The 15,279-nt window shown below is 60.4% G+C and carries 14 protein-coding genes; 1 reads left to right on the top strand and 13 read right to left on the bottom strand.

What is annotated here, in order from left to right:
• The 10 genes from rsfS to QP982_RS05720 form a co-directional block, all read right to left on the bottom strand.
• Positions 1-459: a ribosome silencing factor gene (gene rsfS / locus QP982_RS05765; RefSeq protein ID WP_005511538.1), complete on the bottom strand. Its 459-nt coding sequence runs from the start codon at positions 457-459 to the stop codon at positions 1-3.
• 87 nt (positions 460-546) lie between these two features.
• Positions 547-1,302 (bottom strand): nicotinate-nucleotide adenylyltransferase, encoded by a 756-nt coding sequence (gene nadD, locus QP982_RS05760; RefSeq protein ID WP_049171017.1) that lies wholly within the window; start codon positions 1,300-1,302, stop codon positions 547-549.
• A gap of 21 nt (positions 1,303-1,323) precedes the next feature.
• Entirely contained in the window at positions 1,324-2,667 is a 1,344-nt protein-coding gene (locus QP982_RS05755; RefSeq protein WP_284870293.1) for a glutamate-5-semialdehyde dehydrogenase, read from the bottom strand.
• A 14-nt stretch (positions 2,668-2,681) separates the two neighbouring features.
• Entirely contained in the window at positions 2,682-2,834 is a 153-nt protein-coding gene (locus QP982_RS05750) for a hypothetical protein (RefSeq protein ID WP_049190848.1), read from the bottom strand.
• Positions 2,835-3,548, bottom strand: a complete 714-nt coding sequence (locus QP982_RS05745; protein ID WP_016422315.1) for a class E sortase — start codon at positions 3,546-3,548, stop codon at positions 2,835-2,837.
• 174 nt (positions 3,549-3,722) lie between these two features.
• Positions 3,723-5,072, bottom strand: coding sequence for a glutamate 5-kinase (proB, locus tag QP982_RS05740; protein WP_088611434.1), 1,350 nt, complete (start codon positions 5,070-5,072; stop codon positions 3,723-3,725).
• 98 nt (positions 5,073-5,170) lie between these two features.
• Positions 5,171-6,685, bottom strand: coding sequence for a GTPase ObgE (obgE, locus tag QP982_RS05735; protein ID WP_049171005.1), 1,515 nt, complete (start codon positions 6,683-6,685; stop codon positions 5,171-5,173).
• A 257-nt stretch (positions 6,686-6,942) separates the two neighbouring features.
• A complete protein-coding gene (gene rpmA, locus QP982_RS05730; protein WP_016422312.1) occupies positions 6,943-7,200 on the bottom strand; it encodes a 50S ribosomal protein L27 in 258 nt (85 codons plus the stop codon).
• Positions 7,201-7,240: 40 nt separating this feature from the next.
• Positions 7,241-7,549 (bottom strand): 50S ribosomal protein L21, encoded by a 309-nt coding sequence (gene rplU, locus QP982_RS05725; RefSeq protein WP_005511541.1) that lies wholly within the window; start codon positions 7,547-7,549, stop codon positions 7,241-7,243.
• 383 nt (positions 7,550-7,932) lie between these two features.
• The gene (locus QP982_RS05720; RefSeq protein WP_284870292.1) at positions 7,933-11,997 is read right to left on the bottom strand and encodes a translation initiation factor IF-2 N-terminal domain-containing protein; all 4,065 of its coding nucleotides are present in this window, start codon (positions 11,995-11,997) and stop codon (positions 7,933-7,935) included.
• A gap of 233 nt (positions 11,998-12,230) precedes the next feature.
• Between QP982_RS05720 and QP982_RS05715 the strand changes: the two genes are divergently transcribed.
• Positions 12,231-12,401, top strand: coding sequence for a hypothetical protein (locus QP982_RS05715; protein ID WP_284870291.1), 171 nt, complete (start codon positions 12,231-12,233; stop codon positions 12,399-12,401).
• A gap of 167 nt (positions 12,402-12,568) precedes the next feature.
• On the opposite strand, the gene ndk is transcribed toward QP982_RS05715, so the two are convergent.
• The 3 genes from ndk to folC all read right to left on the bottom strand — a co-directional run bounded on the left by ndk (position 12,569) and on the right by folC (position 15,096).
• Positions 12,569-12,979, bottom strand: a complete 411-nt coding sequence (gene ndk / locus QP982_RS05710) for a nucleoside-diphosphate kinase (RefSeq protein WP_038629458.1) — start codon at positions 12,977-12,979, stop codon at positions 12,569-12,571.
• 99 nt (positions 12,980-13,078) lie between these two features.
• On the bottom strand, positions 13,079-13,594 hold the full coding sequence (locus QP982_RS05705; RefSeq protein WP_049190860.1) for a DUF4233 domain-containing protein: 516 nt from the start codon (positions 13,592-13,594) through the stop codon (positions 13,079-13,081).
• Positions 13,591-15,096, bottom strand: coding sequence for a bifunctional tetrahydrofolate synthase/dihydrofolate synthase (folC, locus tag QP982_RS05700; protein WP_224784299.1), 1,506 nt, complete (start codon positions 15,094-15,096; stop codon positions 13,591-13,593). Before folC ends, QP982_RS05705 begins: the two co-directional genes overlap by 4 nt.
• Positions 15,097-15,279 lie beyond the last annotated feature (183 nt).

Genomic DNA, 15,279 nt, shown 5'->3' with positions numbered 1-15,279 from the left:
TTAAAACTCGTCCGTGTCCGGGTTTTCGGCAGCCAGCGGAATCTCGTCGATAGAACGAGCATTGCGGGCGGAATCTTCGCCGTCCTCGTTGCTCGGCTGCTCGATGCCCTCGACCTCGATGCGCGGGCAATCGCGCCACAGTCGATCCAGGCCGTAGAAGTCGCGTTCTTCACTGCGGAAGACATGCACGACAATGTCGCCGTAATCCAGCAGCGCCCAACGTCCCTCACGGACACCTTCGCGGCGAACCGGCTTTGCGCCGAGGTCACGCAGATCGTCCTCAATTTCGTCGACGATTGCGGCAACCAGACGCTCATTGTCAGCACTGACCAGGACGAATGCGTCCGTAATCACCACCGGGCCAGAGACATCGAGAACAACGACGTCCTCACCCTTTTTGCTATCGGCGGCCTTCGCCGCGGCGGTCGCCAGCTCAATGGCGCGTGGTTGTGCAGTCACGAAAGACTTCAGCTCCTTGTGATTAAAAGTCGTGAAAAACAGCGTTTGTACTTGTAACTTACCGTCTCAGCGGGATTTTGCTAACTTTCAGTCCGCGGTATCGGACTTCGCATCCACCGATGCCGCATCCTCGGAGGTCGAGTTCACCGATGCGGGGCCCACAGAACCAACCGTGCCCTCAGCAGACTGGTACAGACCCCGCTTAGCGATGTACTGCACCACGCCATCCGGCACCAAGTACCAAACAGGGCGTCCTGCCTCCGCACGCTTTCGACAATCGGTAGAAGAAATAGCCATGGCGGGAATCTCGATGAGGTGCAACCGTGAAGCGTCGATTCCTTCCAGGTCCTCTGCCCGCAGGTGAACCCCTGGACGAGTGACACCGACGAACGTTGCTGCGTCGAACATCTCCTCCCAGTCCCGCCACGTCATAATCTTCTGCAGCGCATCGGCACCGGTAATGAAGAACAGATCCGCGTTGGGATAGATGACCTTCAAATCCCGCAGCGTATCGACGGTATAGGTCGCACCCGGCCGATCAATATCAACCCGCGAGACCGAAAACTGCGGGTTCGACGCAGTGGCAATGACCGTCATCAGGTAGCGGTCTTCGCTGTGAGAGACCTTCCGGCCGCGCTTTTGCCACGGTTCACCCGTGGGCACGAAAAGCACAAAGTCGAGGTCAAAACGGTCTGCCACCTCGCTGGCGGCAACCAGGTGACCATTGTGAATGGGGTCAAAAGTGCCACCCATTACGCCAATGCGCTGCCGGGGCGCTTCCGCCGACTTCGCTGTCAACGCGGCGTGTACTCGCGACCGCACACTTTTCTTGCGCTTAATCATGACTGGCACTTTACCTGGGCACTACGGACGAGTCTGTCCACGACCAGCCAGAACCCACTTGCTGCTGGTCAGCTCCGGCAGCCCCATGGGCCCACGGGCGTGCAGTTTCTGAGTGGAAATACCAATCTCTGCGCCGAAACCGTACTGCTCACCATCGGTGAATGCAGTGGAGGCATTGACGCTGACGGCAGCAGCATCAACACGGTCGACGAACTCCTGGCACACGCCCCAGTCACGTGCAGAGATAGCTTCCGTGTGGCCCGAGGAGTACTCAGTGATGTGATCCGTCGCGGCCACCACACCGTCGACGATGCGCGCTGCAATGTCTAGCGAGAGGTACTCATCCGACCAGTCTTCCGCCGTCGCAGGAATGACCTCACCGGTCCACCCAGAGGCCGCCAGATTATCGACATCGCCGTGGACCGCAATGCCCGCGTCGGCAAGCGCGTCCAAAATGCAGACCTGATCCTGCGCGGACAGCGACGAGTCAATGAGAACCGTTTCAGTGGCGTTACAGACGCTCGGACGGCGGGTCTTGCCGTTAATCATCAGCGCAATCGCTTCGTCGATATCGGCGGAAGCATCGATGTAGATGTGGCAGTTACCGGTACCGGTCTCAATGGTCGGCACCGTTGCCTTCGTCACGACGGCCTCAATCAGACCGGCACCGCCGCGCGGAATCACTACGTCAACCAGGCCGCGGGCAGTTATGAGATCTTGCACGGAATCGTGGGTCTCACACGGCAGCAGCTGAACAAGGTCCTCCGGTGCATCGTGGTTGGCCAGCACCTCACGCAAAACCGCGACCAGCTGCGTGTTGGAGTGGACGGCGGACTTGGAGCCACGCAGCAAGGCCACGTTGCCCGACTTCAGCGCCAGACCAAAGGCATCGACAGTAACGTTCGGGCGAGCCTCGTAGACCATGCCCATCACGCCCAGCGGAACGCTGACCTGGGAAAGCTTAATGCCGTTGGGAAGAGTGCTGCCCCGCAGCACCTCGCCTACCGGATCCGGCAGGGCCGCAACCTGGCGCAGCCCACCGGCAATACCCTCAACACGATCGGCGTCAAGACGCAGGCGATCCAGCAGGGAGTCACTAAAACCACGGGCCTTACCGGCCTCGATGTCCTTGGCGTTGGCTACCAGAATCTCTTCAGTACGGGCGACCAGCGCATCTGCTGCGGCCAGCAGGAGCTCGTTCTTGCGTGCCGACGTAAAGCGAGCCAGCTCTCCCGCGACAGCCTTGGCACGCTGTGCCTTATCTAAAACCTCGGCGCGCTCAGCAGCACGCTCCGGACTAAGAGCCGAATCCTCGGCAATGCCCTGTTGATTGGTGTTAGCAGTTTCGTTCGTTTGAGCAGTCATGCCTACCAGCATAACTAGAGTGAGACATCATTTGAGGGAATTAGCTCAGCAACCCAAGGAAAGATGTAATTCATCAACAGCAGGAACACGATGACGGCAATCACGATGGTGATGGTCGCTTTCACCCACCACGGACCCGGCAGGGATCGCCAAAAAGCTGCGTACATCTAGTTGACCTCCTTGGTCTCAACACCGGCGAGAACCGCGTGAATAATGAGCCGATGAGTGTTGTCCCACTGCGGATGGCAGGTAGTCAGCGTAAGTAGAGTCGCGTTACCGACCGGATTGAGGACATCGGCGCGGTCTGGAGTGACAATGTGCTGGCCGGGAATCTCGGGGACGTTAGTTCCTTCTGGCACGCAGTCGAAGCTTTCCCCTGCGCCAGCCATACCGTCGACCGGTAATACCTTGTAGCGGTAAATAGCATCACGCGTCTCTACAGTGATGTCATCGCACGTCTGCAGGCGGTCAATGTTGTCAAAGGGAGCTCCGTGGCCGTCACGATGGGCGGCATAAGAACTGTTGCCCACCTGCCCCGGAAGGGCTGTGCTCGGATAATGGCCGGGGCCACCGCGCAAAACTTCCTGAGAGACACCTTCGAATACGACCAAATCGCTAAAACCGGCCTTTGGAGCGGAAATCATCGCCACCGCAGAGCCAGGCACCCAAGAGCCCTCAACAGCTGGCTCCGTGCCTTCTGGCGCCTGAGCTGAGGCCGATGCCGGTGCGGACCATGCCTGCTGCAGCTCATCACGAGCCTGCTGCTGAGCTTTCCCGGTTTCAAGACCAGACCAGTACAGCAGATAAAAGGCGAAGAGCGCCACCATCACTCCAGCGGTCAAGAGCAACTCGCCGATGACGCCAATAATTTTCGATAACACACTTAGGATTATGCCCGAAAGTTCCTCATCCAGGCAGTCCGCGCTCAGGCACTCCTCCCCCAGCCAGTCCGCACTCAGCTAGTCCCCACTCAGCCGGTCTTTGCCGAGGCACCTCTGTCCGGGCGCGCCCAGGTGCGCGTCTTTAAGCGCTGCAGCTCTCAGCGCAACGCTCTCCTAAGCGCGGGAGGCGAAATCCGACAGGTAGTCGGCATGGACGACAGGCTTCTGCATGTCATTCGGCAATTCCTCGGTGTGGTAGCCGATCATGCCCAGCAGTTCTTCAGAGTCATAGTTGACCTCGCCGCGTCCGATGACCTCACCGCTCGGGCCAATCAGGTCGACGATGTCACCAGCGGAGAACTCACCGTCAACCGAGGTGATACCGACCGGGAGCAGCGACTTGCGCATGCGGGTCACAGCGTCGACCGCGCCGGCATCCAGGCGAAGCAGGCCCGAGCTATCCGCTGCGTAGAGCATCCAGAACTTCCAGGCGCTCAGGCGGTTGTCCTTCGCGGCGAAAGCGGTTCCCACGTCTGCCTGGTCAAGTGCTCGCTCAATGTTGGACGCAGAAGTCAGCAGCACCGGCACCCCAGCACGCGAAGCCAGGCGTGCGGCAGACACCTTCGAGGCCATTCCACCGGTGCCCAGTGCCCCACCGTCACCGGCGATAACACCACGTAGGTCGTTACCGCTGCGCACCTCTGGCACAAAGGTCGCACCTGGATCGGCCGGGTTGCGGTCGTAGAGGCCGTCGACGTCGGAAAGCAGAATCAGTGCATCGCAGTACGCCAGGTGACTGACCAGGGCGGCCAGGCGGTCGTTGTCGCCGAAGCGGAACTCCGAGGTCGCGACCGTGTCATTTTCGTTGACAATTGGCACTGCACCCAGCTGGCGCAGGCGGTCGATAGTGCGCTGAGCGTTGCGGGCACGCGAACGCACACCTGCATCGTCCGAGGTCAAAAGCACCTGCGCAGAAGTGCGGCCATAGCGCAGGAAGGAGCGTCCCCACTCCTGTGCCAGGCGCACCTGCCCCACCGCTGCAGCCGCCTGCTTGGTCGCCAAATCAGTGGGACGCGAAGTCAGCCCCAGCGGCCCCATTCCGGATGCCACCGCGCCGGAGGACACGACAATGACATCGCTAAAGCCCATACGCTTTTCCAGGGCATCGGCAATGAAGTCGATGCGTTCGGGATCGGTACGACCGTCAGATCCGGTCAACGAGGAAGAACCAATCTTCACCACGACACGCTTCGCGGTCCGAATTGCCTCACGAGTCTCGGAATCGAAACCGCCTTTGGTTCCCGGAGATAAATTCTCAGTCGCCTTTTCAATCTCAGCGACGGTGGATTCGGGATTGTCGTGAAGCAGCTCGTCGACCTCCTCACGGGAAATCGGCGCGTCCGATTCAGACTTCGGCGCGGTAGCTACCGGGGCATCTAATGCATCTGCTCCAGTGACGTCAACATCGTTGGCAACGGTGTCGGAAGGGATAACTGACTCACTCATTTCACTAATGGAAAACATGACGGTCTAATGTAATTCTGACTATATAATTGTTTAAACAATCAGTGACAAAATGCAAGTTTGAAGTCTTCGCTTGCCGACGACGCTGGCGCCCGCGACTATGAGTACCGGTCGCGAATAGCCTCTTCGCCATCTCCGAAATCGTACTCGTCAATCAGACCACGGCGGGCCTGCGATGCACGCTTACGCTGCTCAGCGCTAGTGCGCTCGTTGACGTAGAGACGATCGTCGGTACCACGGCCACTCGGCACGAAGTCATCGGTGCCCGCGACCTGCTGCGGGTACCACTCGAAGGTGAGATAGGAAATCGTCACCGGGCAGCCAACCGTTGCCCCAGCCTTTGCCAGGGCATCTTCTACACCAAGCTTGGCCAGGCGGTCAGCCAAGTAGCCGACTGCCTCGTCGTTTTCGAAGTCCGTCTGGTTAATCCAGCGTTCCGGCTTACGGCCACGCACAATGAACCCATCTGGGGTATTCGGATCGCGCTCGATGGTGAAGTCCGCGCCTTCGCGCTTCTTGCCACGCACACCTTCCGGACGGATGACCGCACGGGGCTCCTGCTCTGTTGGCAACGGATGCGCCTTGCGGTAGGCGGCAATCTGATCCTTCAGGCCGTAGGTCAGCTCCTTGAGTCCCTCGTGCGTCACCGTAGAGATCTCATAAATCGGCCAGCGGAACTTCTCCAACTCCTCGCGCTGCATGTCAATCATCTCGCGAGCATCGGGCAGGTCAATCTTGTTCAGCACGATGACGCGCGGACGCTCTGCGAGGTCCCCAAGCCCCACGTCGGCCTTCAGCACCGACTGGTAGTTGGCGAGTTCCGCCTCCAACGCCTTGATGTCAGAGACCGGATCGCGGTCGCCCTCCAGCGCAGCAGCGTCCACCACATGCACCAGCACAGCACAGCGCTCAATGTGACGCAGGAAATCCAACCCAAGACCACGGCCTTCAGACGCCCCCGGGATAAGGCCCGGCACATCTGCGATGGTGAAGGACTCGTAGCCAACGTTGACCACACCCAGGTTCGGCTGCAGCGTGGTAAATGGGTAGTCACCAATCTTCGGCTTAGCAGCGCTCAAGGTGCTGACCAGCGAGGACTTTCCGGCTGACGGGAAGCCCACCAGTCCAACGTCTGCCATGGATTTGAGCTCCAAGACAAGATCCTTGGCCTCGCCAGGCTCACCGAGGAGAGCGAAGCCCGGCGCACGGCGGTTCTTGTTCGCCAGCGCTGCGTTGCCCAGGCCACCGTAACCGCCTTCAGCGGCGATGAAGCGGTCCCCCTTACCGGTCATGTCCGCCAGCACTTCCCCATCCTCGGTCATCACAACCGTGCCCTCCGGCACTCCGAGAACCAGGTCCTCGCCGCGAGCACCATTGCGGTGATCACCCGCGCCGGGCTTACCGTTGGCAGCCTTGATGTGGGGATGGAAGTGGAAGTCCATCAGAGTGTGAATCTGCGGGTCGACGACCAGCACAATGTCGCCACCGTGGCCACCGTTGCCGCCATCGGGCCCGCCGAGTGGCTTGAACTTTTCACGCAGCACCGAGTTACAGCCGTGACCACCGTCGCCGGCCTGCAAATGCAGTACGACACGATCTACAAAACGAGACATAAAATCACACACACTTCCGAGCGGAGAGCCATCATCTAGTGCCTGGAGTAATGCCCTAATTTAAGCGAGCCGACGGGCAGAAGTCTAGGCGGTAACAAAACGCTGCCTCGCAACCTAAAAGCGCGAAACAGTACATAAACAACAAAAGAGCCGATTACCTTTCGCAGTGGGAAAGGAATCGGCTCTTCTGCAAGGCAGTTAAACCTGCCTCAAATTCAACGTTGCAGTAATCCTATGTGGACAACCGAGGGTTGTTCTTAGGAGTTATTCTCAACGATGCTGACAATGCGGCGGTTACGGCGGGTACCGAACTCGACTGCGCCTGCCTTCAGAGCGAAGAGAGTGTCGTCGCCGCCACGGCCAACGTTCTCACCCGGGTGGAACGAGGTACCGCGCTGACGAACGAGAATCTCGCCTGCCTTAACCTGCTGGCCGCCGAAGCGCTTCACGCCGAGGCGCTTAGCTTCGGAGTCGCGGCCGTTGCTGGTGCTGGATGCACCCTTCTTAGTAGCCATGATTTTCTCCTAGGGAAAAGCTAATTGGAATTTCGGCGGTTTACTTGGAGACGCCGGTAATCTTCAGAACAGTGAGCGGCTGACGGTGGCCGTAGCGGCGCTTGTAGCCAGTCTTGTTCTTGTAGTGCATGCCGCGGATCTTCGGGCCCTTAGCGGCCTCGACAATCTCTGCGTTAACGGTAACGTTGGCAAGCTTGTCGGCATCCGCAATGACATCTGCGCCATCGACGAGCAGAACCGGGGTGAGAGCCACGGACGAACCCGGCTCACCCTCGATCTTCTCGACCTTGACGAGGTCACCTTCGGCAACCTTGTACTGCTTGCCGCCGGTCTTGACGATCGCGTACATAGGAGGGCTACCCCTTTATCTGAGAAACTCGACTCAAGGAATCTTTGTAATTCCTTGACTGGACAATGGAATTGCGATTAGTTGCGTGTGCAGAACACTTCAGGGACATACCCGAAAGCCAAATCCGAGTAGATTTCCCCGCTCTGGCCGTTTCCTTACCACCAGCGCCTCAAGCACCAGTGGGCATGACCAGATACGCCTACTAATCAGCGACTGGTCAAGAGTAGCGAAAAATCCCCCTAAATTACAAACTGCCCGAGTAAGACCCTGTCCCCCATCGGTTTTCACGGTCTTCCCGGGCAGTTTCCGAAGCCACTTTCCACCCCCTGCTTTAGGGAACGGAAAACAACCTTCTATCTGGCCTTATTTCAGATTTCCAATCTCTAGTTCTGGCCACTTCGGCGCACCGCACGACGCACGCGGCGACGACGATTGGCCGGTTTCGTCTCCGGCGCCGCAGCACCGCGATTAGCCTGCTTCTGCTCTGGCTTAGTAGCGCGGTTTGAAGCGCCCTGTCGCTGCTTCGGCGCAGTCGCTTCGGCATCGCTTTGCGACGAGACCCTGCGCACCGCCCGACGGCGATTACGGCGAGCTCCCGTGCCCTGGACCGCTACGACCTCAACCCGTGACTTGCCCGAGCGGCGTCCACCGCCACTGCGGTTGGCGCTGCGGTTGGTGCTGCGGTTGCTGTCATCGCGGTTGTCTTTCGCACGATCTCCACCCTTGCTGCCTTCAGCGTCGGCCTTTGGCTTAGTGGGCTCGAAGTCCTCGCGACGCGGTGCGCGATCCGAGCGGGAGTTACCGCGCGTCGGACGACGACGGCGTGGAGAACGCTCGAACGCCTCCTTCGCCTCCTCATAGGTCTGGGACTCCTCGGCCACAGCCTTACCGGTCTTGTTAGCGTTGCCGCCCTTGCCATCCTTGGCTGGCTCCCTCACATCTGTGGTGGAAGCTGCCTGAGACTCAGCCTGAGGCGCAGTGGTTTCATCCACAGCAGTACGACGCACAGCGCGACGACGGCGACGTCGAGCGCTAGCGCTGCTGGAGCGTTCAGCCTCGCCACGGCCTCCACCGTTATCGGTGCGCTCGGCACGCTCAGCACGGGTCGGGCGCTCCGAACGCTTGCGACGATCACCATATTCTTCGTCGCGGTCATCAGCGTCGCGTGCAGCCGAATCAACGGCAACATGCTCCGCTACACGGCGACGCGTAGCCCGACGGCGGCGGCGCTGCCCCTCCTGCGGCATGTAACGGTCATCCGACGGCTCCTCTGGGTCCTTCTCACGGGCTTCCGCAACAGCTGCGGCAGCCAGAGCAGCCAGGTCATTGGAGTTCTCCGATTGCTCAGTACGCTCGCGGCGCTCCTGACGGCCACGGCCGTTCTGTCGCTGCTCATCGTTTCGGCCCTGGCTCTTACGAACCCGGCGACGACGCGGCGGCTTCGGCTCATCGTTCTCAGAAGAGACGATGACAGCTTCGACAGCAGCTGCGACACGCTTGTCGGCTGCGTCCTTATCGCGCTGGTTGGTCTCCGTGTCGTCGTCACGCGTTGCCTTGGAAGAGCCTGCCTGGTCGCTCTGATCGCGGTGCATGGCCAGCGCGGCCGGGTGGTTGGCCGGATTGTGCTCCGAGCGCGACTTGTTGCGGCGCTTGGACTTGTCCTGCTCGTCGTTGCGACGGCCATTCTTGTGGCCACGGCCCTGATTGTCCTGCTCAACCGGATCGATGTGGATAATCAGACCGCGGCCATTGCAGCAGCTACACGGCGTGGAGAAGGTCTCCAGCAGGCCTGTGCCCAGACGCTTGCGAGTCATCTGGACGAGGCCGAGCGAGGTGACCTCGGAGACCTCGTGACGCGAGCGGTCGCGGCCCAGGGCCTCCTTCAGACGGCGCAGCACCAAATCCTGGTTTTCCGGCAGCACCATGTCGATAAAATCGACGACAATCATGCCGCCCAGATCGCGCAGACGCATCTGGCGGACGATTTCCTCAGCGGCCTCCAGGTTGTTGCGAGTGACCGTCTCTTCCAGGTTTCCGCCAGCGCCGGTGAACTTACCGGTGTTGACGTCGATGACCGTCATGGCCTCGGTGCGGTCGATGACCAGCGTGCCGCCCGAAGGCAGCCAGACCTTGCGGTCGAGTGCCTTGGCCAGCTGCTCATCGATGCGGAAGTGCTCGAAGACATCGGCGCCGCCGTGCTCCTTGGCGAAGTAGCGCTGCAGTCGCGGCTCCAGCTCCGGTGCCAGGTCGCCGATGTAGTCCGTCACTGTGTTCCACGGGCGATCGCCCTCCACCACGAGGCGCGAGAAATCCTCGTTGAAGACGTCGCGGACGACCTTGACCAGCATGTCCGGCTCTTCGTACAGCGCGATTGGCTTTGCTCCGCGCTTGGCCTTCGCCGCCTCGGAGGCTTCCCAGATCTCCTGCCACTGCGTCTCCAAGCGCTTGATGTCGGCCTCGATGGCCTCCTTGGACACACCCTCGGCTGCGGTACGGATAATCGTGCCCGAGCCCTCCGGCGTAACCTCGCTCAGAATCGACTTCAGGCGCTTGCGCTCCGGCTCCGGCAGCTTGCGGGAAATACCCGCGCTACGGCCGCCCGGCACGTACACCAGGAATCGACCAGCCATCGAAATGTGGGTGGTCAGACGCGCACCCTTGTGACCAATCGGGTCCTTGGACACCTGGACGAGAATCTGGTCGCCGGCCTTCAGCGCATGTTCAATCTTGCGCGAACGCGACTTCGTGCCCAGCAGCTTCCAGTTCAGGTCACCTACGTAAATGACACCGTTGCGGTCGGTTCCGATATCAATGAACGCCGCTTCCATGCTGGGTAGGACGTTCTGCACGCGACCGAGGTAGATATTGCCGATCTGCGTGGTCTGCGTGTCAGAGGTAACGAAGTGCTCGACCAACAGGTCATCTTCCAGCACACCCACCTCAGTGACAATGCCCGCGTGGTCATGGCGCTTGCGCTCACGCACCACCATCGTGCGCTCCACCGACTCACGGCGAGCCAGGAACTCAGCCTCCGAGATCACGTGGCGCTTGCGCGACTCCTCACGACGCTCAATACGGCGACGGCGCTGCGCCTCCAGGCGAGTCGAGCCCTTGATCGCCTGCGGCTCTTCGACCGCCTCGCGGGTTTCCGCCTCCTCGCGCTCTGCGTTTTCGGTGGTCTTCTCCGCCTGCTGAGCATCATCATTACGACGCCCACGTCCACGACGGCGACGGCGCGGCCGCGGCTGACGCTCCGTTTCGCTTGACGACGAGCCGTCCTGCCCCTCCCCCGCGTTGTCATCGGAATCCTGGTTGGAGGCACCGCTGTCAGCCGAAGCTGCATCCTCGGTGGCCGAATTCTTGGCCGTGGCCGGTACAGCCTGCGGAGCCAGGAAGATAGGCGCAAACGCGGTCTGCTCTTCCGCAACCGGCGGCTCCGGGACTACCGGCGGCTCGATGTCTTGCAGGGCTTCGCTCTGAGTTGCCTGCGTATCCTGCGGCTCTTGCGTTTTCTGCGGCTCTTGCGCTTCCTGAGCTTCCTCTGCCACTGGAGCGCTGGTCGTGCGGACCGCACGGCGAACTCGGCGGCCACGACGTGTGGTCACTGCAGCGCTCTTTGCAGCAGGTGCTTCGGCGGAAGCTTCCTCAGCGGAGGTTTTCTCAGCGGTCTCGGCTACGGTGTCGGCAGCCTTCTTATCGGAAGCATTCTTGTCTGCAGCCTTCTTCGACGACGACTGAACGACAGCCTCAACAGCTTCCTCGACGACCGAGTTCGAGTCCTTCTGCTCGTCCTTCGCAGCGGTTTCTTCCGGAGCACCAGCGGTCTTCTTCACAGCCCGCTTACGCGTTGCTCGCTTCTTAGTCGTGCTCTTCTTCTCTGCGCTCTTCTTCTCTGCGCTCTGCTTCTCTGCGCTCTGCTTTGCCGAGGATTTTCTAGCCGAGGCCTTCTTGGTGTCCTTCTTCTCGGTCACTTCCTCGGCAGGCGCTGCGTCCGACTCCGCTTCGCTCTTGGCTGCCTTCGGCGCAGCCTTCTTTGTGTCCTTCTTCGCAGCCGACTTCTTGCCGCTCTTCTTCGCAGCTGGCTTCTTCTCGGACTTAGCTGCAGTTTGCTCGTCCGACTTCTCATCCGCCGCGTTCGGCTTACCTGCCGACTGTTTTTCCTTCGCGGCCGGCTTTTCGCCGGTTGGCTTGGTCGCAGCAGATCCGTCGTCAAGCGAGGCATCCTCTGGATGATCGCCGATGAAATTCAGCACTGCGTCGAGCTGATTTTGATTAATGGTGGACGCAGCGGACTTTACGACGATCCCCGCGTGCCCCAGTGCTTCGATGGTTTCCTTCGAGGTCAACCCCAAGCTCTTGGCCAGGTGGTGGACTCGGGTTTTCAGAGCCGCTGACTCACGATCAAATTCGCGTGCCTTAGCGACAACATCCTGGCTGAAATTTGCCACTGTATTTGTTTCTCCTTGACACCCCACCACGCAAAACCCGACAACAGGAAGCACACTCTTTGTCATTCCATGTGCGCCTACATCCGTTGTGGCCTTGGAAACCAGGCGGAGCAACGATGTTGCGACAGCCACTTCATTTGCGCCAAATGCGCAGATAGAGGACCGAAAACGATGAACAATTATGAAAGTCTTATTGGCAGGCCTACCGGCTGACTCGGGGATTCAGCGATCACATGCGGAATATCTCATCCACCGGAGCGAACTCCCGAGCACTACTGCTGCTGTCCATTGTCGCACATATCGAGCAGGTGGCGCGCACCGACATTGGCGGCGGCGGGCCAATCCGAGTTACTGACTGCGTTTATGACAAAAATGGCCTGAAAAATTGCCGGAAAGTGTCATAAACTCCTACAGTTTCACATTTGCAGCCCGTGCCCGCATTCACACGTGCAGCCCGCTGAAGGGCCGCCCCACGGTCGTCGACAAGCAAAAAGCGCCGAACCGGCAAACAATTGCTTGCTCAGTTCGGCGCCAGTTCAACGCTCACGGGTCAATGCTGAACCGTCAACGTTTAGAGGTTCGGGAACCAAATACCAATCTCGCGCTCAGCGGACTCCGGAGAATCGGAACCGTGAACAACGTTGTTAGCAACCTCAAGTGCGAAGTCACCGCGGATGGAGCCCGGAGTTGCGGCCTCAACCGGGTTGGTGCCGCCAGCGAGCTGACGCCACGCAGCGATTGCGTTCGGGCCCTCGATAACACCAGCGACCAGCGGTGCAGAGGTGATGAAATCAACCAGCTCACCAAAGAACGGCTTATCGACGTGCTCTGCGTAGTGCTCCTTCGCAGTTGCCTCGTCAGCAACACGGAGGTCAAGCGCGACCAGCTTCAGGCCCTTGCGCTCGATGCGGGAGATAACTTCGCCGACCAGACCGCGGGAAACGCCGTCCGGCTTGATCAGAATAAGAGTACGTTCAGTCATGGTGAGCATCATACTATGACAAACCCCGCTGCACCGGAGTGGTGGTGCAGCGGGGTGAAATGTGCAGCGTAACCCAGCGCGACTACGAGCGCGGGAGACTTACGAGTGCTGGGTGGTCAACAGACCGCGCTCCATACGCTGGAGGAGGTTCTTCCGCAGATGCAGAATGTAGGCCCACACCAGGGCGAAGAAAATACCCACCACGCCCATAGACACGTGCGTGAAGATAGCCAGCACACCAAAGACCTGCAGCACAATGTTCGCCTTCAGTGCCCAAGGCTGCTTCTGCAGGAAGGCCATCGCAATCAGAGCCAAGCCCAGGATGGTGATGTACGTAACCGAGAAGGTCTGGTTAATCTGGCCGTCGGGAATGCGCGTGACCACAGTCAGACCAAGCAGCACCGAAATAGCCTGCATAATCAGCGTGCCGGACATAACACCGCGCAGACCCTTCAGCGGGTCCTTAGCCGGATCGTGTCCCGCACCGAGCGGGCCATACTTGCCGCCCTCACTCAGGTCACGCCCCTCGCGGTAGGCGCGCAGGGCCTCGCGGTCGGCAGCGGTGTAATCCTCCGCGCCATTGCCCTGTGGCTGGCTCGCCTGAGATTCGCTCATTGCGGGTCCTTTCCAAATAGTGTCCGGGCTTCGCCCGCAGTGACAACAGATCCAGTGACGATCACACCGGAACCAGAGACAATACCGTCTCCGGTGTCGGTTTCCTCAGCCAGCGCTACAGCTAGCTCAACGGCGGACGGCAGAGTCGGTACGCGATGCACGCGCTCCTCGCCGAAAATCTCCTCCGCGAGGTCAGCCAGGTCGTCGTAGTGCAGCGCACGCGGCGATGTGTTCTGGGTAATAACCACTTCTTCGAAGTAAGGCTCCAGCTCCACCAGCAGCCCACGAGCATCCTTCTCCCCCAGCACCGACAGCACACCAATCACACGGCGGAAGTCGAACTCAGCGGAGAGGGCCGTGCGTAGCGCACGGGCACCGTGCGGATTGTGGGCGGCATCGATAAACACCGTCGGGGTCGAGCGCACGCGCTCCAGACGGCCGGGCGATGCGACCGTCGCAAAGCCTTCGCGAACCGCATCAATGTTGAGCGGACGCCCCGGACCTGCGCCGAAGAACGCCTCCACCGCAGCCAGTGCTGTGGCTGCGTTACGCGCCTGATGCGGACCGTGCAGCGGCAGATGGATATCGTCATACTCGCCGGCCAGGCCCTTGAGCGTCAGGTTCTGCCCGCCGACCGCCAGCTGATGACTGACGACGCCGTACTCAACTCCGGCGCGGGCGACGGAGGCGTCCATTTCCACGGCACGTCGCAAAACGACGTCCATTGCTTCCGGCTCTTGCTCGCCGACAATGGCGACATTGTCCGGTGGCGTGAGCAAGTCGTCCTTATTCCACCGCGACTTGATGATGCCGGCCTTCTCAGCAGCGATTTCAACCAGGGTATCGCCGAGGTACTCCGTGTGATCGAGACCAATTGGGCAGATGACTGCCACGTCGGCCTCCACCACGTTGGTCGCATCCCATGTGCCACCCATGCCGACTTCCACCACGGCGACATCGACAGGAGCGTCGGCGAAGGCAGCGTAGGCCATGGCCGTGAGGACCTCGAACTTACTCATCTGCGGGCCGCCCTTTTCGGCGGACTTGGCGTCAACCATTTCCACGTAGGGCTGAATCTCGCGCCAGATGCGCACGTAATCGCGTGGATGAATGGGCTGGCCATCGATGGCGATGCGCTCGGTAACCAGCTGCAGATGCGGACTGGTGGTGCGGCCGGTGCGACGACCGAGAGCGCGCACCAGCGACTCAATCATGCGCACAGTGGAAGTCTTGCCATTCGTGCCGGCAACGTGAATGACCGGAGTGGCACGCTCAGGATGGCCAAGGATGTCCATCAGCATCTCGATCCGCTCGAGCGACGGGTCAATCTTGGTCTCCGGCCAGCGCTGATCCAGCTCGGCTTCCACCTCTGCGAGCTCGCGCAGTTCCTCTGCGGTGGCCTCCAGCGGAGCCGGCTCGTTGACTGGGCGATCCACATCGACGGGCAGGCTCAGGCCCTCCTCGGACACGGAGACCTCACCGAGGCGCATGTCATCGGGCATGCGGCCATCGGCCATCACACCGGCGATTTCGCGAGGTTCAAGGTCCTCGACGATCTGAGAGTCAGCCGGATCGAATTCAAACTCAGGCGCTGCAGTGGACTCCTCTCGCACCGCAGACTCTTCCTGCGTCACCGAATCGTCCTCGCCGCCAAGATTCAAACGAATCTCGCCTGCGGCCTCATC

The organism is Corynebacterium sp. MSK019 (assembly GCF_030232425.1).
GTDB lineage: Bacteria > Actinomycetota > Actinomycetes > Mycobacteriales > Mycobacteriaceae > Corynebacterium > Corynebacterium jeikeium_D.
Note: the sequence above shows the minus strand (reverse complement) of the source record. Positions and strands in the feature narration are given on the sequence as shown.